The organism is Burkholderia sp. WSM2230 (assembly GCF_000472445.1).
Taxonomy (GTDB): Bacteria; Pseudomonadota; Gammaproteobacteria; order Burkholderiales; family Burkholderiaceae; genus Paraburkholderia.
Map to the genome: position 1 here is coordinate 130,566 of NZ_AXAJ01000002.1, position 18,732 is coordinate 149,297.

At 65.1% G+C, this 18,732-nt stretch carries 21 protein-coding genes; 4 read left to right on the forward strand and 17 right to left on the reverse strand.

All coding sequences use genetic code 11. From position 1 onward, the window contains the following. Window positions 1-70: 70 nt before the first annotated feature. The 3 genes from lipA to A3AC_RS0106085 form a co-directional block, all read right to left on the reverse strand. Entirely contained in the window at window positions 71-1,078 is a 1,008-nt protein-coding gene (lipA, locus tag A3AC_RS0106075) for a lipoyl synthase (RefSeq protein WP_025597900.1), read from the reverse strand. A gap of 13 nt (window positions 1,079-1,091) precedes the next feature. Beyond that, window positions 1,092-1,817, reverse strand: a complete 726-nt coding sequence (gene lipB / locus A3AC_RS0106080; RefSeq protein ID WP_025597901.1) for a lipoyl(octanoyl) transferase LipB — start codon at window positions 1,815-1,817, stop codon at window positions 1,092-1,094. A 90-nt stretch (window positions 1,818-1,907) separates the two neighbouring features. Continuing rightward, complete coding sequence (locus A3AC_RS0106085; protein ID WP_025597902.1) at window positions 1,908-2,234, reverse strand: DUF2917 domain-containing protein; 327 nt, start codon at window positions 2,232-2,234, stop codon at window positions 1,908-1,910. A gap of 98 nt (window positions 2,235-2,332) precedes the next feature. Between A3AC_RS0106085 and A3AC_RS0106090 the strand changes: the two genes are divergently transcribed. After that, on the forward strand, window positions 2,333-3,364 hold the full coding sequence (locus A3AC_RS0106090; RefSeq protein ID WP_025597903.1) for a transcriptional regulator GcvA: 1,032 nt from the start codon (window positions 2,333-2,335) through the stop codon (window positions 3,362-3,364). Between the two features lie 27 nt (window positions 3,365-3,391). Here A3AC_RS0106090 and A3AC_RS0106095 read toward each other — a convergent pair whose 3' ends face one another. From A3AC_RS0106095 to A3AC_RS0106140, 10 genes are all read right to left on the reverse strand, one after another. Next, window positions 3,392-3,661 carry an HP0495 family protein gene (locus A3AC_RS0106095; protein ID WP_025597904.1) on the reverse strand — a complete coding sequence of 90 codons (270 nt, stop codon included), beginning with the start codon at window positions 3,659-3,661 and terminating at the stop codon, window positions 3,392-3,394. Between the two features lie 22 nt (window positions 3,662-3,683). Beyond that, window positions 3,684-4,607, reverse strand: coding sequence for a D-amino acid aminotransferase (locus tag A3AC_RS29065; protein ID WP_035474836.1), 924 nt, complete (start codon window positions 4,605-4,607; stop codon window positions 3,684-3,686). 13 nt (window positions 4,608-4,620) lie between these two features. After that, window positions 4,621-5,850 (reverse strand): D-alanyl-D-alanine carboxypeptidase family protein, encoded by a 1,230-nt coding sequence (locus tag A3AC_RS0106105; protein ID WP_025597905.1) that lies wholly within the window; start codon window positions 5,848-5,850, stop codon window positions 4,621-4,623. 333 nt (window positions 5,851-6,183) lie between these two features. After that, on the reverse strand, window positions 6,184-6,828 hold the full coding sequence (locus tag A3AC_RS0106110; RefSeq protein ID WP_025597906.1) for an alpha/beta hydrolase: 645 nt from the start codon (window positions 6,826-6,828) through the stop codon (window positions 6,184-6,186). 8 nt (window positions 6,829-6,836) lie between these two features. Then, on the reverse strand, window positions 6,837-7,160 hold the full coding sequence (locus A3AC_RS0106115; protein ID WP_013337877.1) for a (2Fe-2S) ferredoxin domain-containing protein: 324 nt from the start codon (window positions 7,158-7,160) through the stop codon (window positions 6,837-6,839). 216 nt (window positions 7,161-7,376) lie between these two features. Beyond that, complete coding sequence (locus tag A3AC_RS0106120) at window positions 7,377-8,534, reverse strand: VanZ family protein (protein WP_025597907.1); 1,158 nt, start codon at window positions 8,532-8,534, stop codon at window positions 7,377-7,379. 31 nt (window positions 8,535-8,565) lie between these two features. Further along, window positions 8,566-9,207 (reverse strand): ABC-type transport auxiliary lipoprotein family protein, encoded by a 642-nt coding sequence (locus tag A3AC_RS0106125; RefSeq protein WP_025597908.1) that lies wholly within the window; start codon window positions 9,205-9,207, stop codon window positions 8,566-8,568. A gap of 30 nt (window positions 9,208-9,237) precedes the next feature. After that, entirely contained in the window at window positions 9,238-10,200 is a 963-nt protein-coding gene (locus A3AC_RS0106130) for an MlaD family protein (RefSeq protein WP_025597909.1), read from the reverse strand. A 29-nt stretch (window positions 10,201-10,229) separates the two neighbouring features. Then, window positions 10,230-11,108, reverse strand: coding sequence for an ABC transporter ATP-binding protein (locus tag A3AC_RS0106135; protein WP_025597910.1), 879 nt, complete (start codon window positions 11,106-11,108; stop codon window positions 10,230-10,232). Further along, window positions 11,105-12,238 carry an MlaE family ABC transporter permease gene (locus A3AC_RS0106140; protein ID WP_025597911.1) on the reverse strand — a complete coding sequence of 378 codons (1,134 nt, stop codon included), beginning with the start codon at window positions 12,236-12,238 and terminating at the stop codon, window positions 11,105-11,107. Before A3AC_RS0106140 ends, A3AC_RS0106135 begins: the two co-directional genes overlap by 4 nt. A gap of 106 nt (window positions 12,239-12,344) precedes the next feature. Between A3AC_RS0106140 and A3AC_RS0106145 the strand changes: the two genes are divergently transcribed. The 3 genes from A3AC_RS0106145 (at window position 12,345) to A3AC_RS0106155 (ending at window position 14,625) form a co-directional block, all read left to right on the forward strand. Further along, window positions 12,345-13,262 carry a biotin--[acetyl-CoA-carboxylase] ligase gene (locus A3AC_RS0106145; RefSeq protein WP_025597912.1) on the forward strand — a complete coding sequence of 306 codons (918 nt, stop codon included), beginning with the start codon at window positions 12,345-12,347 and terminating at the stop codon, window positions 13,260-13,262. Continuing rightward, complete coding sequence (locus A3AC_RS30920; protein WP_025597913.1) at window positions 13,259-14,275, forward strand: type III pantothenate kinase; 1,017 nt, start codon at window positions 13,259-13,261, stop codon at window positions 14,273-14,275. The genes A3AC_RS0106145 and A3AC_RS30920 overlap by 4 nt, the downstream gene beginning before the upstream one ends. Before the next feature lie 110 nt (window positions 14,276-14,385). Next, entirely contained in the window at window positions 14,386-14,625 is a 240-nt protein-coding gene (locus A3AC_RS0106155; protein WP_025597914.1) for a hypothetical protein, read from the forward strand. Window positions 14,626-14,672: 47 nt separating this feature from the next. Here the strand turns inward: A3AC_RS0106155 and rfaE2 are convergent, their stop codons facing one another. The 4 genes from rfaE2 to A3AC_RS0106175 form a co-directional block, all read right to left on the reverse strand. Further along, window positions 14,673-15,155 carry a D-glycero-beta-D-manno-heptose 1-phosphate adenylyltransferase gene (rfaE2, locus tag A3AC_RS0106160; protein ID WP_025597915.1) on the reverse strand — a complete coding sequence of 161 codons (483 nt, stop codon included), beginning with the start codon at window positions 15,153-15,155 and terminating at the stop codon, window positions 14,673-14,675. A gap of 233 nt (window positions 15,156-15,388) precedes the next feature. Continuing rightward, on the reverse strand, window positions 15,389-16,261 hold the full coding sequence (locus A3AC_RS0106165; protein ID WP_025597916.1) for a ferritin: 873 nt from the start codon (window positions 16,259-16,261) through the stop codon (window positions 15,389-15,391). Window positions 16,262-16,846: 585 nt separating this feature from the next. After that, the gene (locus tag A3AC_RS0106170) at window positions 16,847-17,749 is read right to left on the reverse strand and encodes a PhaM family polyhydroxyalkanoate granule multifunctional regulatory protein (RefSeq protein ID WP_025597917.1); all 903 of its coding nucleotides are present in this window, start codon (window positions 17,747-17,749) and stop codon (window positions 16,847-16,849) included. A 113-nt stretch (window positions 17,750-17,862) separates the two neighbouring features. Continuing rightward, a complete protein-coding gene (locus tag A3AC_RS0106175; RefSeq protein WP_025597918.1) occupies window positions 17,863-18,714 on the reverse strand; it encodes an enoyl-CoA hydratase/isomerase family protein in 852 nt (283 codons plus the stop codon). Between the last annotated feature and the right edge of the window lie 18 nt (window positions 18,715-18,732).

Sequence of the window (18,732 nt, forward strand, 5' to 3'; positions counted from 1 at the left end):
GCTCACCGCGAAAAAAATGCCCGCACACTGTACGGGCATTTTTCAATCAACGGACCACAGAACCGGGCGCTCAAACTACGCCGGCTCCATGCGCCTGCAGATCGGCGTGGTAGCTCGAGCGCACCATCGCGCCCACTGCCGCGTGTGTGAAGCCCATTTTGTAGGCCTCTTCCTCGTACATCTTGAAGGTGTCCGGGTGCACATACGAACGCACCGGCAGATGGTGCTCCGAAGGCTGCAAATACTGGCCGATGGTGAGCATGTCCACATCGTGCTCGCGCAAATCGCGCATCACCTGCAAAATTTCTTCTTCAGTTTCACCGAGGCCTACCATCAGGCCCGACTTGGTCGCCACGTCAGGATGCAGCGCCTTGAAGTCCTTGAGCAGCTTCAGCGAATGCGCGTAGTCCGAGCCCGGCCGCGCTTCCTTGTACAGACGCGGCACCGTTTCGAGATTGTGGTTCATCACGTCAGGCGGCGCGGCGTTCAGAATGCCGAGCGCGCGGTCCAGGCGGCCACGAAAATCCGGCGTCAGAATTTCGATGCGCGTGTCGGGCGACAACTCGCGCGTCTGACGGATACATTCCACGAAGTGCGCCGCGCCGCCATCGCGCAGATCGTCGCGGTCGACGCTCGTGATCACCACGTACTTCAGCTTCAACGCGGCAATGGTGCGTGCGAGGTTCGCCGGTTCTTCCGGATCGAGCGGATCGGGACGGCCATGGCCGACGTCGCAGAACGGGCAGCGCCGCGTGCACTTGTCGCCCATGATCATGAAGGTCGCCGTGCCCTTGCCGAAGCATTCGCCGATATTCGGGCAGCTCGCCTCTTCGCACACCGTATGCAGGTTGTGCTCGCGCAGAATCTGCTTGATTTCGTAGAAGCGCGAGTTGCCGGTTGCCGCCTTGACGCGAATCCAGTCCGGCTTCTTCAGCTTTTCAATCGGAACGATCTTGATGGGAATGCGGGCGGTTTTGGCTTGCGCCTTCTGCTTCGCGGTAGCGTCGTAGGCAGCAGCAGATGCCGGCCCGCCTTCGGGCGCGGGATTAGCTGCGAGGTTCGCGGTAACGTCAGTCATTCGTTCGATCCAGTCAGGCGGTGAGCGCACCGGCCTGCGGTTGGGCGACGGCCGCGGGACTGCCGTCGAGGTTTGCGATGAGGCATTCGGCAAGCGTGCGGGCCACGTCGTCCCAGCCGGGGGCAACGCCGAGCGCTGCCATGTCGACTGTTTCGAGACCCGCGTAGCCGCAAGGGTTGATGGCCAGAAACGGCCGTAAATCCATTTTCACGTTGAGGCTGACGCCGTGATAGCTGCAGCCATTGCGAATCTTGAGACCGAGCGCGGCAATCTTCGCGCCGGCGTGCAAGCTGGCCTGCGGCCCCCCCGAAACATAGATGCCGGGCGCGCCAGCCTTGCGTTCTCCGGCGAGATTATACGCCGCAAGGGTGTCGATCACGGCCTGCTCGATCCGCGTGACCATCTCGCGAACCATCAGTTTGCGGCGCCGCAAATCCAGCAGCAGGTAGGCGACTACCTGGCCTGGGCCGTGATACGTGATCTGTCCGCCACGGTCGACTTTCACCAGAGGAATGCCGCTGTCCGCGGCCAGCAGATGCGCCGGATCGCCGGCCTGGCCAAGCGTGAAGACAGGCGGATGTTCGACCAGCCAGATTTCGTCGGGCGTTTCGGCGGTGCGCGCGTCTGTGAACGCACGCATCGCTTCGAAACTGACTTCGTAGGGTTCGCTGCCGCGCCAGCGCAGCTTGAGCGGCGCCGCAGCGGGCAATGGAGATGATGAAACCGGAGGGGCGGACATGATCCCGGCAGTTTACCGAAATCCGGCAATCCCCGCCCGAAGTCGCCGCGCCCGGAATGACGCGGTGACGTGGCGGCGCGGCCTGCGCCGTCAAACCGTGCGCCATCCTCCGCGCACCCACGCCGCAAACCGCTCGCCTATGCGCGCAAACCAGTTCAGCGCGCGCTCGTCGCAACGCGTCGGCACTGAGAAGGCCACGGTAGCGCGGGGCGTGCCCTCGGCGCTCAGCCACAGGCGTTCGCCGCGCCGCAGTCTCAACGTGTGGCCGGGCTGCAGCCAGTAGTCTGCGGTGTCGTCGCTGCGGGTCACCCAGACTGCGCCGCCACGCACGACCAGCTTCGTGCTGCGCGCCACCTTCAGGGGCAGCGTTTCGCCGCTGCGGATTTCGTACGCGATGCTAGAGGAAACTTCTCGCATGATGCCCTCGCCAAAAGTCGTTTCATGGCTACAATCGTAGGCGCAGCAAGGGTTCGTGCAAAACGATCAATTTTCACCTCTATGTGAGAAAAATTGCGATGGAGCTCCGCCACCTTCCGCCCTTGAATGCGATCAAGGCCTTCGAAGCAGCCGCCCGCCACGAGAGCTTTTCGCGCGCCGCGGACGAGCTTTTCGTCACTCACGGCGCGGTCAGTCATCAGATTCGCGCGCTGGAGGCCGAGCTAGGCGTCTCGCTATTCGCGCGCGACGGCAAGCGCGTGCGCCTCACGGAAACGGGCCGACGCTACGCGAACCAGGTACGCGCCGCACTCGCCGCGCTCTGCGACGCCACCCGCGAACTACGCGCGGGCGACCGTGAGCGGCGGCTGGTGGTGTCGATGCTGTCGTCATTCGCGGCGCGCTGGGTGACGCCGCGCATCGGCAGCTTTATCGAGGCGCATCCGCAATGGGACCTCGAACTGCTGTCCACCAATGCGCTGACCGACTTCGCGCGTGACGACGTGGACGTGGCGATCCGTTTCGGCTACGGCAAATATGCTGGGCTGCACTCGGAACTGCTGCTGGAAGAGATCTTTTTCCCGGCGTGCGCGCCGAATTTCAACGGCGGCAAGCTGCCGGCAACGCCAGCAGAGCTCGCCCACCTGCCGCTGCTGCGCTCGGACGACGAGCTCTGGCGCCCATGGTTCGACGCCGCCGGCCTCGCGGATTGGGCGGAGCCAAAGCGCGGCGTGCTTTATCAGGATTCGTCGAATTTGTTGCAGGCGGCAATCGACGGTCAGGGAATCGCGCTCACGCGCCGCTCGCTGGCAATGCACGAGATCGCTGCCGGCCGCCTCGTGCGGCTTTTCAACGTGGATGGACCGAGCCCGTGGCAGTACTACTTCATCTGCCCGCCGCACATGCTGGAAACCGCCAAGGTCAAGGCGTTCCGCGACTGGGTGTTCGGGGAGGTGGGACGGTTCAAGCAGCTTTTCGAGCGGGCCTGCGAGGCCGGACCGGCGGCCGGTTCTTCAAGCCCGGCCAGTTCGGGGAGCGCGGACAGTTCGGCTAATTCGACCGGTTCGACAAGCACCGGCGGCACGGCGGACGCGTTGCGCGTCGCGCCGTAATGCGACCGGGGGGACCGACGTGACTCGTTACAGCACGACCTTGACCATCGGATGCCCGGTAAGGGCGCGGTAAATGTCGTCGAGTTGTGCGCGGCTGGTGGCGCGCACCGTCACCGTCAGACCGGTGTAATTGCCGCCGCTGGAAGGACGCGTTTCGACGCGCGAGGCGTCGACTTCGCTATCGAACTGCCGGACCACCGTGACAATGGTCTCGGCAAACTCGGGATGCGATTTACCCATGATCTTGATCGGGAAATCGCAGGGATACTCAATCAGTGATTCGTCTGCCGGATTCATTTGTTGCTCCTCGCCGCGCCTCTCACGCTTCGTTTGCTGCCTGTGCTTCTCTTGCCTTGGCTCGCTGATATGCCGCATACAGCGCCGCAAACACCGCGCCCGGCTTGCCCTCGCCGACCGGCTGGCCGTCGAGCTGCGTGACGGGCAGCACTTCCTTGGTGGCGGAGCTGATCACGATTTCGTCGGCGGCGCGCACTTCGGCCTCCGCGATCTCGCGCACCTCGAAGCGGATACCGCATTCGGCCGCGAGTTCCTCGATCAGCCCGTAACGGATGCCTTCGAGAATCTTGTGGCTGCGCGGCGGTGCGGCCAGCACGCCGTCCTTCACCACCCATACATTCGACGACGACCCTTCGGTCAACACGCCGTCGCGGAACTGGATGGTTTCGAAAGCGTCGTTCTCAGCCGCGTATTGCGCCATCAGCACATTGCCGAGCAGCGAGACCGACTTGATGTCGCAGTGAAGCCAGCGGCGATCCTCCGCGCTCACGCAACGAACGCCCTCCGCGCGCTGCGCGGCATTCGGCAGACTGAGCGGCGTGACCATGACGAACACCGTAGGCTGGACGCCCGCGGGAAACGCGTGAGCGCGCTTTGCGACGCCGCGCGTGATCTGAATGTATGCGATCGCGTCCTGGTCGGCGGCGAGGCCGGCCTCGGCCTCGTTCGCCGCGCACACGCGCTCGATCAGCGCGCGCCAGCCGGCATTGTCGAGCGGATTGGCAATGCCGATCTTCTCGAGCGAACGCGCGAGGCGCGCCAGGTGCTGTTCGAAGCGGAAAGCCGTGCGGCCGCCCGCGTGCGCGTACAGCGGCGCGACTTCGTAAATGCCGTCGCCGAAAATAAAGCCGCGGTCGAGCACCGGCACGCGCGCTTCGGACAACGGCACCACTTCGCCGTTCAGATAAACGATCGGTTCGAGCGGAACATCGGGAAGAGCGGTCATCGCAATCAGGCGCTTACTTTTTCTTGTTGAACATGAGCATCAGCGAATCCCACACACGGCCGACCACGCCGGCTTGCGGCACAGCCTGCAATGCAACCACCGGGAATTGCGCGAGCACCTTGCCGTCGGCCACGAGCTTCGCCGTGCCGACCTGCTGACCGTTGGCAATCGGCGCGATGAGCGGATCGATCTGCTCGATCTGCGGCTTCACCTTGTCGGCCATGCCCTTCGGCACGGTGATGTACTGATCGCTCTTCACGCCGATCTGCACCGTGTCCTGCGAGCCCTTGTAGACGCGCGGCGTGCCGACCACCTGACTGGCCTTGTACAGACGCACGGTGTCATACGCGGAGTAGCCGTAGTTCAGCATCTTCAGGCTGTCCTGCACGCGGTCGTGCTCTTTCGTCTCGCCCATCATCACGGAGACGAGGCGGCGCGACGCGTCCGGCACGCCGGGCAGCGAGCGCTTTGCGCTTGCGATCAGGCAGTAGCCGGCGGCTTGCGTGTGGCCCGTCTTCAGGCCGTCCACCGTCGGGTCGATCCACAACAGACGGTTGCGGTTCGGCTGTTTGATCTTGTTGTACGTGAATTCCTTGACCGAGAAGATGTTGTAGTAGTCGGGGAAGTCACGAATCAGACGCGCCGACAGCACGGCGAGGTCGCCTGCGGTCGTGTAATGCTGCGGATCGGGCATGCCGTTGACGTCGGCGAAATGCGTGTGCGTCATGCCAAGGCGCTGCGCCTCCGTGTTCATCATGTTGACGAACTGCGCCTCGCTGCCGCCCACCAGTTCTGCGAGCGCGATTGCCGCGTCGTTGCCGGACTGGACGATCATGCCATACACCAGATCATGCACGGTGACGGGCTTGTTCGCCTCGACGAACATGCGCGATTCGTCCGTGCGCACGCGGCGCACCGCTTCGCCCGGCGTCACCGTCTGGTCCATTGTGATTTTCTTCGTCTGCAGTGCCTCGAAGACGAGATACGCGGTCATCAGCTTGGTGAGCGATGCCGGTTCCACGCGCTCGTCCGGATTGCCCGACGCGAGGACCTGATTGCTGGTCGCGTCGACGAGCACCCACGAACGCGCATTCACCGCCGGCGGCGGCACTTGCGCGAACGCGGTGCTGGTCACGAGCGTGGCGGGCAGCACGACGCCGAGCGTCAATGCGCGGCTTAGCGTGGAGGGAACGAGAGATGCAACAGAGGAGAAAGACAGGCGGCCGGAGGTGGAAAAACGCATAGGGTCGATTCGTGCAGAAAAATACAACGCGCGAGAGCGCAGAGTTGGGAGAGCCGGTCGGCGAGCGTCTGGCCGCCACGATATCAAGCGTAACGGCTCGGGCGCCCATTGGACTTCCGGCCACGCGATCGGTTCGCGCAGCACACTTGTAACCGGCACCGCTGCGCGCGTGAAAAAGCCACGCATCGCGCGAACTGCCGCACAGGCCGTGCTGCGCCCAAAAAAGAGCGCCCATTATACGCGCGCTACTCTCGCAACTTCGCGTAACGGCGGGCAATTAATGGTGAGTTTTTGCCTGGCTGTACCCCGCAAAACGGGACGGCGCCCGGCCAATCAACGCCACGCGTCGACGATGATCCGCTTCAGGATGTGCAGCTTGCGATGCAGAAAATGCTCGGCGCCTGGAATCACGACGACCGGCAATTCCTGCGGGCGCGCCCAGTCGTAAACGGATTGAATGGGAACCGTCTCGTCGGTCTCGCCGTGGATCACCAGCGTGTTTTCCGGCACCGGCGCGACTTCCCAGCGGCTCGCAGCCGTGCCGACGAACACCATGCGCTCGATCTGCTGCCCTTCGTCGCGCAGCTTCGCGGCCACATGCGAGAGCACGAACGTGCCGAACGAAAAGCCGGCGAGCACGAGCGGCAGATCGCCCTGCCCCGGCTGTGCGCGCATGTGGTCCAGCACCGCGCGCAGATCGTCGCGCTCGGCTATGCCCGCATCGTGCTCGCCTTGCGTTTGCCCAACGCCGCGAAAGTTCGAGCGATACGTCACGTAGTTCAACTTGACGAGCGTGCGCGCGAGCGTCTGCGCGACCTTGTTGTCCATCGTGCCGCCAAAGAGCGGATGCGGATGCGCGACGAGCGCAATGCCGCGCGGCGCCGCGCCGTTTTCGCGCGCTTCGTCGGGGAGGTCGAGCGCGACCTCGATCTTGCCGACCGGGCCGTCGATCAGATACTTCTTCGTGTGTACGTTCATGGTGGCGCTTATTGATCGATTTTCAGACGCTCGACAATCTTGCCGTTCGCGAGATGCGAGTCGACGATTTCATCGATGTCGCTTTCATCGACATACGTGTACCAGACGCCTTCCGGATAGACCACGAGCGCCGGGCCGAGCTCGCAGCGGTCGAGACAACCCGCCTTGTTGATGCGCACCTGGCCGGGGCCGGCGAGGCCGAGTTTCTTCACGCGTTTTTTCGCGTGCTCCTGCATGGCCTGTGCGTTGCAATTCGCGCAGCTCGGACGCTCCGCGCCAGGCTCGCGCTGATTCAGGCAAAAGAAGACGTGATATTTGTAGAACGAGTCCATGATCTAGCGGGGGAAGGCTGTCAGAAGGGCAATAGTGCAGCAGAACGCAGTTCGGCGCAGCGGCGCATGTTTTTTTGGATGCAAGCGTGTGCGATAGCAGTGCGGCGTGCGGACGGTCGGTGGCAGATGGCCGGTTGCAAACGCGTGCCTGCGAACGGCCGGTAGCAGATGATTATAGCGACCGACCCACGCCTCGCGCTCGCTCCCTCTCGTGGCTCAGGCGCGCCGCGTGCGCCGCCCGAGCCACACCCGCTCGACGACAAACGCCAGCCACACCAGCGCCGCATACGGCCACACCCACGCGAGCCAGCGCGCAAGTCCGTTGAAGTGCAGATACCGCCCCTGCCGCCAGTCGGCCAGTACCACATCGAAATAAGGATTGACCGGCAGCAGGTTGACGAACACTAGCGTCACGATCAGCGCAGCGGCCGCCAGCGCCGCCCGCGCGCTGCGCCGCAGACGCAGCGCGGCGAGCCCGAGCAGCGCGCCGCAGCCGAGGCCCGCCAGACCGCCCGGCGTCGCCCAGTCGAAAGCGAGGCCGGATTGCGATTGCAGGAACGTCGCGCCCGCCTTCACACCCAGAGCCGCGACGATAAAGAGCAGCAAAAGCCGCACGCGCGGCGCATGGCGGCGCACGGACAACGAAGCGAGCGCAAGCGCGGCGAACAGATTGAGCGTCGTGATGAGCGCTTCCCACACGTCGTCCGGCAACCACGCGGCGACCGCTGCGGGCCATGCGCCGACGTGCCAGGCGGCCGGCGCCCAGGCGAACAGCGCGTCCTGTGTCGTGGAATCGAAGCGCGTCCACAACACGCGCGGCCAGTTGCCGAGTCCGAGCAGGCGCGGCGACGGGTACATCGTCGCGAACGGCCACGCTGCCACGAGACACGCCAGCGCCGCGCTGTCGCGTTCGAACCACATCAGCCGCAAGCGTCGCAGCAAGCCGCGGTCGAGCAGCGCGCCGGTGGCGGGCGACATGATCGCCGCACCGAGCAGCGCGCCGAGCGCATTGGCCGCGAGATCGAGGTTGGAGGCAACACGCGTCGGCAGATAGGTTTGCACGGCTTCCATCACGCCCGACAGCAGCCCGCCCAGCAGGAACGCCAGAGCGACGGCGAGTGGCCCGCGCCAGCGCGGGTAAAGCGCGAGCACCATCAGCGCGCCGAATGGCATATAGCCAAGCACGTTGGTGACGACGTCGAATGCCGTCAGATACTGCGGCATCGGGTCGGAGAGAAACGCCAACGGCCCGATGCCGAGCGAGCGCCAGCCCAGAAACGGATACCACGAACCGTAGACAATCAGTGCGGTGTACAACAGCAGCGCCTGCCGCGAGAGCACCGAAGGACGGCGCAGCCACAATCGTTCGCTCATGCAGCGCTCCGTTGCGTGCGCTGCGCGCCCGTCATTGCGCGGCGACCAGCGCCTGCACGCCGAGCCAGGCGCCGATTTGCGAGACGAGGTCGTCGCTGGCGGTGGCGAGTGCCTGCGCGCCGCCGGCGGCGTCCGCGGTACTGGACGGCGCGCGTGAAATGAACGTGCGTTGGCCGATCACCTTGCCGTTTTGCGTGAGGGTGGCCCGCGCGGTCACCGCCGCATGGCTTTGCGACTGGCTGTCGAAAACCTGTTCGAACTCGCTGAGATCGATTTTCAGCACGGGCGCGGCAACGCCGTCCGCACCCGTCAGCACCGTGCCGCGCGAACTCAGCGCGCCGCGCAGACGCTGCGTGAGCAACGCGGAAGGCGGCATCGTCCAATGGCTGTTCGCGTACGCGGCGACCTGCTGCGAGTCGGCATAGCCGATCCGGTACACGAGCTTGTCGGACTGCAGCCCTTCGGGCGCGCTCACGTCGAGCACCTTCACGGCCGGCTGCGTTCCCGCCGACGATGCCGGCTTCGGCGGCCCGAAGTCATAGCGGATGTCCGCGAGCGCGGCCGGCGTGCTCGTGCAGCCGGCAGCCAGCAGACCCACGGCGACGAGCGCCGCGCACGCCGCGCCCGCACGCGTGACGCGTGAAGACAACAACCGGCGAATGGAACGTGACATGACAATCTTCCTTTCTTCAAAGCTTCAGATTCATTTCGCGGCGTGCGGCGCGGGCCACGTGAAACCGGCCTCGCCCGGCCCCGGCGCCGCGGCCGGCGCGCCGAACAGCACGCTGCGCGGACTGGTGCTGAACGTATCGGCGGCGCGGTCCACCGAGCGCGCGGCCGAGCGCACGTCTTCGGCCAGCGAATTGACGCGCGGCAACGTGTCGTAACCGACCCGCGCCGACAGCTCCTGCAACGAGCCGTTCATCGCGGTAAGCGCGTCGCCCGCTTGCTGCGCGGCCGTGCCGACCTTGTTCAGATTGCTCTCGAACGGACCGTCCGGGCGGTTCAGGCCCGTGATCAACTGGTTGGTCGAAGCGAGCGTGCTGTCCAGCTTGTCGATGGTGGCGGGCAGCTTGCCGGCCGCGGGCGCCATCTGCTGCGTGAGCGTGGCGACGCCGTCCGCGGCTTTCTGGATGCTGGCCGCCGTGCCGTGCAACTGGTCGACCATTTCCTTCGACAGGAGATTGTCGACGTCGTCCGTGACCTTTTCGAGTTTCTTCAGCAGCACGTCGCCGCGTTGCTGCAACTGATCGAGCAGGCCTGGGCGCATCGGCAACTGCGCAACCTGTTTCGCCGACGAAGGCAGCGGCGACGGATCGCGCCCCGTATCGTCGAGCTGGATGAACGCAATGCCCGTTACACCTTGAAAGCCAAGGCTGCCGAACGTGGAATGCGTGATCGGCGCGTGCGTGTCGACCAGAATGCGGATGACGATCTGCCCCGGATGAGCGCGGTCGAACTTGATGGACTGCACCTTGCCGACATCGAGCCCGCGGTAGCGCACGGCGGCGTCGGTAAAAAGGCCCGTTACGTTGGTGCGCGCAATCAGATCGTACGGCACGCGCACGGCGCGGTCGACATTGAACAAAAATGCCGCCGTGGCGATCGCGGCGAGCAGGACGATCGTGAAGAGCCCTGCCCAGAACGCATGTGCTTTGTTTTCCATTACCGGGTTTCCTGATTTACAGCCCTGATCTACAGCGGCAATTCCGACGACGCCGGCGCGAGCGCCGCATGCGGCAGCTTCGCGCGCCGTTCGGGCGGCAGCGCCTGCAACGCGCGCCGCCCGCGCAAGCCGAGAAAGTATTCGCGGATAAAAGGATGATCGACGCCCGCGGCCTCTTCCACCGGCGCCGCGACCAGCACCTTGCGATCCGCCAGCACCGCGACGCGTGTGGACAGCGCGACCATCGTGTCCAGATCGTGGGTGACCATCACGACCGTCAAACCCAGCGCGCGATGCAGCGCCGAAATCAGCTCGACAAATTCATCGGACGCCTGAGGATCGAGTCCGGCGGTCGGTTCGTCGAGAAACAGCAGCTCGGGTTCGAGCGCGATGGCGCGCGCAATGCCGACGCGCTTGATCATGCCGCCCGACAGCGCCGACGGCATTTTCGATGCATGCTTGCACGGCAGTCCGACCATCTCCAGCTTCAGCATGACGATGTCGCGCAGCAGATCTTCCGGCACCTTGCCGAGTTCGCGCACCGGCTGCGCGACGTTGTCGAACACCGACAGCGACGAGAACAGCGCGCCGCGCTGAAACAGCATGCCCGAGCGGCTACGCATGAGCAGCGCCGTTTCGGGCGAGATGGTCGCGAGATCTTCGCCGAACAGCTTGATGGTCCCCGACGACGGCCGCTCGAGCCCGAGAATCTGCCGCACGAGCGTGGTCTTGCCCGAGCCCGATCCGCCGACAATCGAGACGATTTCGCCGCGCCGCACGTCCAGATTCAGATGCTGATGCACGATGTGACGGCCATAGCGCTTGGTGACGTCGATCACCTCGATCACCGGTTCGGCGATGCAGGGCATCGGCTGGCCGCGCACGGCCTGAGTGAGCGGCGCGATCATCCGAGCCCCACGTTCTGGAACAGGATCGCGAACACGGCGTCCGCGAGAATCACAATGGTAATTGACGTCACGACCGAAGTCGTCGTGCCTTCGCCGAGACTCTCCGAATTGGCCTTGATGCGAAAGCCGAAATGGCAACCGACAATCGCGATCAGCATGCCGAAGGCGACGCCCTTGCCGAGCCCGATCCACAGATTCGCGACGGGCACCACGCCCGGCAACGCGCGCGCGAAATAGCTGATGTCGATGCCAAGCACGATCTTGGCGGCGACCGCGCCGCCCGTCAACGCAATGATGTTGGTCCACATGACGAGCAGCGGCATCGCAACGCCGAGCGCGACCACGCGCGGCAGGATCAGCCGCAAGCCATGCGGAATGCCCATCACGCGCATGGCGTCGAGTTCCTCGGTCACCCGCATCACGCCGATCTGCGCGGTGATCGCCGAGCCCGAGCGGCCGGCCACGAGAATCGCCGAGAGCACCGGCCCGAGCTCGCGGATCACCGAAAGCCCGAGAATATTCACGATGTACTGATTCGCGCCGAAGAGCCGCAATTGCTGCGCGGACAGATAGCTCAGCACGATGCCGATCAGGAATGCGACGAGCGCGGTGATCGGCAACGCCTTGGTGCCGGCGTTGTAGATGTTGGCCGAGATTTCGGTCCACGGCGTGATGGCCGGCTTGCGCGCGATCGCGAGCAGGTCGATCACGACGCGCCCGAGCATCGCCACACCGCCATACAGATGCTCGAGGAAGGAAAAGATGCCGAGCCCGAGCCGCGTGAACGGGTCCAGTCTGACGACTGGCTCAGCGGTTTCGCGAACCGTGTCGAGCAACGCGATGCGCTCGAAAATATCGCGCTGCGTGTCGGTGAGTTCGGTGTCGGGCGGCATTCTGTGGCCCCACACGCGCCACAGGGCCTGGCCACCCACATGGTCCATCCGGTCGACACGCGACAGGTCCCATTGGCCGATGCCTTCGGCGCCTTCCAGCGAACGCAATTGCGGGATCACGTGTCCGGTTGCGCGATCGCGCGCGAGCGCGAGCGCCGTCCACTGGCCCGAGAGCCGGACGATCTTGCCTTGGCTGCCGGCCGCGACTTCGAGGCCGGGCGGAGTGTCGTAGTTCAAGGATCGCTGCAATCTGGTTATCGGATTAGCGGCCATTGTAACGAAGGCGCAGCTGATCGACCGTGCAGGCGGCCTCGCGCGGTTCGCTGTCGCTACAATATGCAGCATGAACGCTTCCCGCACTCCGCCCCAAGCTCCGGCCGCTGCTACCAATTCAGCCGACTGGCGCATCGACCGTGAACGCGCCGTCGCGCTTTTCGGCGCGCATGCGCACGACTGGCCGATCGAAATCGTCGAGGAAACCGGCTCGACCAATGCCGACCTCATGTCCCGCGTAAAAGCGCTGCCGCGCCGGGCCGGCGCGCTGCCGCGGCCTATCGTGCGGGTGGCCTACCTGCAAACCGCTGGACGCGGCCGCCGCGGCCGTCCGTGGTATGCGGAGCCGGGCAATGCGCTGCTGTTTTCCGTGGCGTGCGTGCTGCCGCGTCCGCTCGAAGGGCTCGCAGGGTTGAGCCTCGCGGTGGGCGTTGCGCTTGTCGACGGACTGCGCTCGCTGCCTGTTGCCGGGCCCGGCCAGATCGCGCTGAAGTGGCCAAACGACGTGCTGCTTGAAGGCGACAAGCTGGCGGGCATTCTGATCGAAACCGCATGGAGCACCGAGTACGCGAGCGCGGTCGTGATCGGCATCGGCACTAACGTGAAGGGCGCCGACGAGCTCGCCGCAAAGGTCGGCGCGCTGAACGCCGACGCGCCGCCGCAGGCGCGCGGCACGGCGCCGACCGCGCTCCAGCGCGCGCTGCCGAACGCCAATCTCACCGATACGCTCGCTGCCGAACTCAACGCGCTGGAGCCCGCCTTGCAACGTTTCGGCGCGGAAGGCTTCGCGCCCTTCCAGGGGCGCTGGAACGCGATGCACGCATACGCGGGCCGCGAGGTCGTGCTGCTCGAACAGGGCGCGGAAGTCGCTCGCGGCGTGGCTGCGGGCGTCGATGAGCGCGGCCAGTTAATGCTCGATACCGCTGCGGGCCGGCAAAGCATCGCGACCGGCGACGTTTCGCTGCGTCTCGCCGACGGTGCTGCATGACGAGCGGCGCGCCTCGTCTTCTGATCGACGCTGGGAATAGCCGCGTCAAATGGGCGATGGTGGCGGCGGACGGCGCGCAGCTCGCGGCCGGTGCGCTTTCGCATGGCGGGAGCGATTCGCCGGAGTTGGCGAGTCAGGGGGCGGCTCAGTGGACTGCTGAGGGGACTGCTCAGTGGTCAAGCTTGCCCGCGCCTTGCGGCGCGTGGGTATCCAATGTCGCCGGCGAGGCTGTAGCATCCCGAATCGCCGCGCTCGTCCACACGCGGTGGCCTGACCTGCCGCTGACCACGATCCGCGCACGCGAGCGGCAATGCGGCGTGACCAATAGCTACTCGACGCCACATGCACTCGGCAGCGACCGCTGGGCCGGCATGATCGGCGCGCATGCAGCGTTTCCCGGCGAGCATCTGCTGATTGCGACCTTCGGCACCGCGACCACGCTCGAGGCATTGCGCGCGGACGGCTGCTTCGTCGGCGGACTCATTGCGCCTGGCTGGAGCCTGATGATGCGTTCGCTCGGCGAGCATACGGCGCAATTGCCGACGCTCGACGCCAATGCTGCGCGGGGACTTCTTCGCGGGGGTGGGGGTAGTGGCGCTGGTGGCGCGAGCGGAACCGGCGGCATGAGTGGGTTTGGTGGAACCGGTGGCAGGGATGGGTCGGTTGCGGCTGGCGGCACGGATGGAGCTGGCGGTACTGCCGGCGGGGGCGGCACGCAGAGTGCGCTGGGCCCTGGCGACGCTCCACAAACGGCGCGTCGCGGCCTCTTCTTCGCGACGGATACGCGGCGTTCGTTATCCGCCGGCTGCACACTTGCGCAAGCCGGCCTCGTCGAGCGGACATGGCGCGACTTGCAGGGTGAGTGGCAGGTGCCGGTGCGCCTCGTAGTCAGCGGCGGCGCGGCCGACGAAGTGGCGAGTGCGCTGAAAGTGCCGCATACTCGCCACGATTCGCTGGTCTTGTCCGGCCTCGCGCTGATTGCCGCGGACCAGGCATCCGATCAAGGCGCCTGAAGCGCCGCTGAATGTCGTGGGCACACCTTAATGTCGTGCCCCCGCGCGATGACCGAAGCGCGCGGTCGAACGATATCGACAGTTCAACTCATGGATGGGAAAACAAAACGATGCTGCGCTGGCTGATCGCCGTCCTGTTTCTGGCCAACCTTCTGGCATTCGTCGCTGTACGCGGCGTGTTCGGGCCAACGCCCACGGCGAGCGGGCGCGAGCCGAATCATCTGAGCCGGGAAGTCCATGCCGACTGGCTCAAGGTGCGCCCGATCACGGCCGCCGAGGCGGGCGATCAGGCGGTGGTCGGCGCACCGGCGCCCGCCGCGCCGATTGCAGCGTCGGCGTTGCCGCAATAGAGCGCGCTCGTCCTGGAGCGCGCTCGCCCCCCGCTTATGCCGGGCATTCAGCCTTGCGTGCGAACCTTCTTGAGCAGCGCGGTGGTCGAGCGGTCATGCTCGAACGGAATCGCCAACGCCTTACCGCCCCAGCCGCGCACGATGGCCGACTCCGGCAATGCATCCATGTCGTAGTCGCCGCCCTTGACGAGCACGTCCGGACGCAGCGCCGAAATGAGATCGACCGGCGTCTTTTCAGCAAAGCAAACCACATAGTCGACGCTTTCGAGCGCCGCGAGCAGCGCCATGCGGTCGGCTTCGTTGTTGATCGGCCGGTCGTCGCCCTTGCCTAGCATGCGGACCGACGCGTCGCTATTCACACCGACAATCAGACAAGCGCCTTGGGCTTTTGCATCGGCGAGATAAGTCACGTGCCCGCGATGCAGGATGTCGAACACGCCGTTCGTAAATACCACGGGCGCCTTCAGCGAAGGGCGGAGCGCGGCCAGTGCGTCGCGCGTGAGAATCTTGCGTTCGAAAATAGCAGCCATGAGGGACGTGGAAGAGACAGAGGGAGTGCTGTCACGAGACAGCCCGAGCTATACGGAACCAGCAGGACCGGTCGACCGAAAAGGCCAGGACCAACAACGCCAATCAAACAAAACGGCCCGGCAAGCTCACACCTGCGGGACCGTTTCAAACTCCGAAGCGTCAACCGGATCGCGGCGCGAGCTTTGCAACTGCCCGCAGCCGCAAATCGGAACTTACGAGGCCTGCTGGACCATCAAGCCGGCTGTTCGGCCGATTTCTGGTCGGCCTGCAGGCGCGCCACCACTTCCTTGCGATAGCGGTTCAGTTCCTGCGCCGTGTTGAACGTGCGTTCGAACAGCAGCGACAGGTTGTGCAGAATACGCTCGACCACCTTCTTTTCCCAACCGTCGTCGAAGCGGATCTGCTCGTCGAGCCAGCGCTCAAGCCATTCCGGATCGGGCAGACGCGACTGGATCGTGTCGCGCGGGAACAGCGCCTGATTCACGTGCAGATTGGTGGGATGCAGCGGCTTTTCGGTGCGGCGCGCGGACGCCATCAGCACGCCGATCTTCGCAAACGCCGCACGCGCGATGTCGCCGGTTTGCGCCATCGCTTTCTTCATGTAGCGCAGATACGCGCCGCCATGCCGCGCTTCGTCGCGCGAAATGGTTTCGTAGATGTGCTTGATGACCGGCTCGGTGTGCCACTCGGCGGCGCGGCGATACCAGTGATTCAGGCGGATTTCGCCGCAGAAGTGCAGCATCAGCGTTTCGAGCGGCGGCGCCGGGTCGAATTCGAAACGCACAGCGTGCAGTTCTTCCTCAGTGGGGCACATTTCGGGCTTGAAGCGGCGCAGGTATTCCATCAGCACCAGCGAATGCTTCTGCTCTTCGAAGAACCACACGCTCATGAACGCGGAAAAATCGCTGTCGTGATGGTTGTCACGGAGGAACATTTCCGTGGCGGGCAACGCCGACCATTCGGTGATCGCGTTCATCTTGATGGTCGCGGCCTGCTCGTCCGTCAGCAGCGAGGCATCGAACTTGTCCCAGGGAATGTCTTTCTCCATGTCCCATCGAACGGATTCGAGCGATTTATAAAGTTCCGGATAAAGCATGGTGTTCATAGTCCCACCCCTGTTCTGCACATACTGTGTGTGTCTGTCACTACTACGTGTAGCACTCTTGCTGACGACGAACCGGACGCACCGGTCGTACCCGGGTACCGCGCCGTTCGCCGGCCAAGCCTTCAATTTTACGCGGTAACCGGCCGCCTGGATGCACGGGCAGCGAAGAAGTCCGGACGCTTGCGCGAAGAGCGGCCAACACAAAATTCCACGCTCGAATTACGCGCCGCGCGGCCAACCGTGGGTGAGGGATACCCTATGCCTGAGGTCGAGCCAGTTTGCGATGAAAACCGCACCGTCCAGCCCTGCGCCGGTCGTGCCGGCGGCGAATGGAGCAAGGGCGGCTGGATTGGTTGTTTTCAGCGCGCGCCCAAAAGCCAAACAAAGTCCTTCCAATGATAGCACGCTGGCTTCTCCAAACCCGCGTCGAGACAGACGCAATTCGGGTGCCTGCTTGACCTGTCTCAATGAAATGCGGAACCCGCCGAGTGTGACCCGCGACCAGGGTCAAAACCGTGACAGTCGGCGATTTCTCTTGTTATTTGCCGCCGACGGTCGGCGCGCGCCGCCGTTCGGCGCGCCCTCTCACAAAGACTTTTTCGGCGGTTTCGACGCACTGCTGCCAGCGCCCGCGGCCGCGCGCTTTGTTGCAGCCGGCGCGCGCTTTGCCGCAGGGCGCTTCGCGGCGGATTCAGCGGCTCGGCCCGGTTCGCGCGACGCCGCGGACGCGGCCGCGTCCTCCGGCGACGGGCGCGGCACGTCTGTCGCCCCGCCTACCGCCTCGCTGGCCGCGTCTACCGCGTCGTCCTCCGGGTCAGCAGCCTCGTCCGCCTGCGCGCTGCCGCTCGCGGCTGCGTCCGCGGCGCCGGCCACCGGCTGAGTCATCGCGAATTGCGCAATCTGATTGAATTGCGATTGCAGCAGGTTCCACCATGCCGATGCGTCGAATGCCGGCGCGGCGCTTGCGGCTTCTTCATCGCTCGCCGGTTCAGAGGCGCTCGCGCTTTCCGCGGAAGTGGAACTGGCACTGGAACCGGAAGCCGAAGCGCTCGCCTCCGAATGCGGCCAACGGCTCGCGGGCGACGGGCTCGGCGCGGGTGCCGGCGACTGCGCTTGACCCGTCGCGGCGGGCTGCGCCATCGACTGCTGCGCGAACGCGCCGAACGCGCGCAGCGTCGCGAGCGTTGCGCGCTGCACCTCGAGCGCCTGTATCGCGGATTGCAGCATGCTCAGGTTCAGCTTGAGCCATTGCTCGACGGCGCGCATGTCGGTGATGCGCTTGTCGAGCTCTTCAACATTGGTGAGCGGCGCCATCATGTCGGACATCATCGACAGCGAGGGTCCGAGGCCCGCGCCCGGCTGCGCGCCGGCAAACGCGGAGCCGAACGGCGAGAGGCGCATCATGCCCCACATGCGCTCGAGCATTTCGGCGGGCGGAAAACCAGGGAAACCGGGAAACGGCGGGGTTGCGCCAGATGTGTCGGTCATGCTTGTCGCCTCGCTGCATTAACGAAAAAGCGCGAAAGTGCGCAGAAGGAAATGAGACCCGCACAGATGAATCCGATCATACCGCGTGCCGCGTGACCATCGCACCGCCGTCGTCACCGTCGACGCCACGGGTCCGCGCCGCCGAAATCCGGCGCGCGCCGCTCGCGCAGCGAGCTCACGCCTTCGCGCACGTCGGGTCCGGCGAAGCCCATGAATTCCAGCGCAAGCGACGTATCGAAGGCCGGGCCCGCTGAGCGCAGCCAGTTGTTCAACGCATACTTGGTCCAGCGAATCGCCGTTTGCGAACCGTGAGCCAGCTTCTGCGCGACCTCGTACGCCTTCGGCAGCAAATCGTTTTCGTCGACGGCAAGCGACACCAGCCCGATACGCTCCGCCTCTGCGCCGCTCACCGGCTCGCACAGCATCAGGTAGTACTTGGCTTTGGCCATGCCGCACAGAAGCGGCCAGACGATCGCCGCATGGTCGCCCGCCGCGACACCGAGCCGCGTATGACCGTCGATGATGCGCGCCGTCTTCGACGCGATGGAGATATCCGCGAGGAGCCCCGCAACAAGACCGGCGCCGACAGCCGGGCCGTGCATCGCCGAAACGATCGGCTTGCTGCAGTTGATCACGTTGTAGACGAGATCGCGAGCCTCGCGCCATACGCGTGCGCGCACGTCGAAATCGGTCGCCATGTCTTCGACCAGTTGCAGATCGCCGCCGGCAGAAAAACCCTTGCCCTCGCCGCGAATGATCGCGACGCGTGTCTCGGGATCGCGATCGATGTCGCGCCAGATTTCCGCGAGCTCGTAATGCATGCGCGCATCCGCGGTGGCGAGCGCGCTCCTGTTCGCGCCTTCGCCGCTCATCACCACTTCGAGCACGCCGTGCGGACGGCGATGCAGTTGAAGCGAGCGGTAATGCGCGTAAAACGCGTCGTTCGTGTGAGGTTGCTGAGACATGATGATGTGTCCGTATTT

Excerpts from the sequence above, each read along its gene's own strand:
- lipA (WP_025597900.1), bottom strand. The coding sequence starts at position 1,078 with ATGACTGACGTTACCGCGAACCTCGCAGCTAATCCCGCGCCCGAAGGC.
- lipB (WP_025597901.1), bottom strand. The coding sequence starts at position 1,817 with ATGTCCGCCCCTCCGGTTTCATCATCTCCATTGCCCGCTGCGGCGCCG.
- A3AC_RS0106085 (WP_025597902.1), bottom strand. The coding sequence starts at position 2,234 with ATGCGAGAAGTTTCCTCTAGCATCGCGTACGAAATCCGCAGCGGCGAA.
- A3AC_RS0106090 (WP_025597903.1), top strand. The coding sequence starts at position 2,333 with ATGGAGCTCCGCCACCTTCCGCCCTTGAATGCGATCAAGGCCTTCGAA.
- A3AC_RS0106095 (WP_025597904.1), bottom strand. The coding sequence starts at position 3,661 with ATGAATCCGGCAGACGAATCACTGATTGAGTATCCCTGCGATTTCCCG.
- A3AC_RS29065 (WP_035474836.1), bottom strand. The coding sequence starts at position 4,607 with ATGACCGCTCTTCCCGATGTTCCGCTCGAACCGATCGTTTATCTGAAC.
- A3AC_RS0106105 (WP_025597905.1), bottom strand. The coding sequence starts at position 5,850 with ATGCGTTTTTCCACCTCCGGCCGCCTGTCTTTCTCCTCTGTTGCATCT.
- A3AC_RS0106110 (WP_025597906.1), bottom strand. The coding sequence starts at position 6,828 with ATGAACGTACACACGAAGAAGTATCTGATCGACGGCCCGGTCGGCAAG.
- A3AC_RS0106115 (WP_013337877.1), bottom strand. The coding sequence starts at position 7,160 with ATGGACTCGTTCTACAAATATCACGTCTTCTTTTGCCTGAATCAGCGC.
- A3AC_RS0106120 (WP_025597907.1), bottom strand. The coding sequence starts at position 8,534 with ATGAGCGAACGATTGTGGCTGCGCCGTCCTTCGGTGCTCTCGCGGCAG.
- A3AC_RS0106125 (WP_025597908.1), bottom strand. The coding sequence starts at position 9,207 with ATGTCACGTTCCATTCGCCGGTTGTTGTCTTCACGCGTCACGCGTGCG.
- A3AC_RS0106130 (WP_025597909.1), bottom strand. The coding sequence starts at position 10,200 with ATGGAAAACAAAGCACATGCGTTCTGGGCAGGGCTCTTCACGATCGTC.
- A3AC_RS0106135 (WP_025597910.1), bottom strand. The coding sequence starts at position 11,108 with ATGATCGCGCCGCTCACTCAGGCCGTGCGCGGCCAGCCGATGCCCTGC.
- A3AC_RS0106145 (WP_025597912.1), top strand. The coding sequence starts at position 12,345 with ATGAACGCTTCCCGCACTCCGCCCCAAGCTCCGGCCGCTGCTACCAAT.
- A3AC_RS30920 (WP_025597913.1), top strand. The coding sequence starts at position 13,259 with ATGACGAGCGGCGCGCCTCGTCTTCTGATCGACGCTGGGAATAGCCGC.
- A3AC_RS0106155 (WP_025597914.1), top strand. The coding sequence starts at position 14,386 with ATGCTGCGCTGGCTGATCGCCGTCCTGTTTCTGGCCAACCTTCTGGCA.
- rfaE2 (WP_025597915.1), bottom strand. The coding sequence starts at position 15,155 with ATGGCTGCTATTTTCGAACGCAAGATTCTCACGCGCGACGCACTGGCC.
- A3AC_RS0106165 (WP_025597916.1), bottom strand. The coding sequence starts at position 16,261 with ATGAACACCATGCTTTATCCGGAACTTTATAAATCGCTCGAATCCGTT.
- A3AC_RS0106170 (WP_025597917.1), bottom strand. The coding sequence starts at position 17,749 with ATGACCGACACATCTGGCGCAACCCCGCCGTTTCCCGGTTTCCCTGGT.
- A3AC_RS0106175 (WP_025597918.1), bottom strand. The coding sequence starts at position 18,714 with ATGTCTCAGCAACCTCACACGAACGACGCGTTTTACGCGCATTACCGC.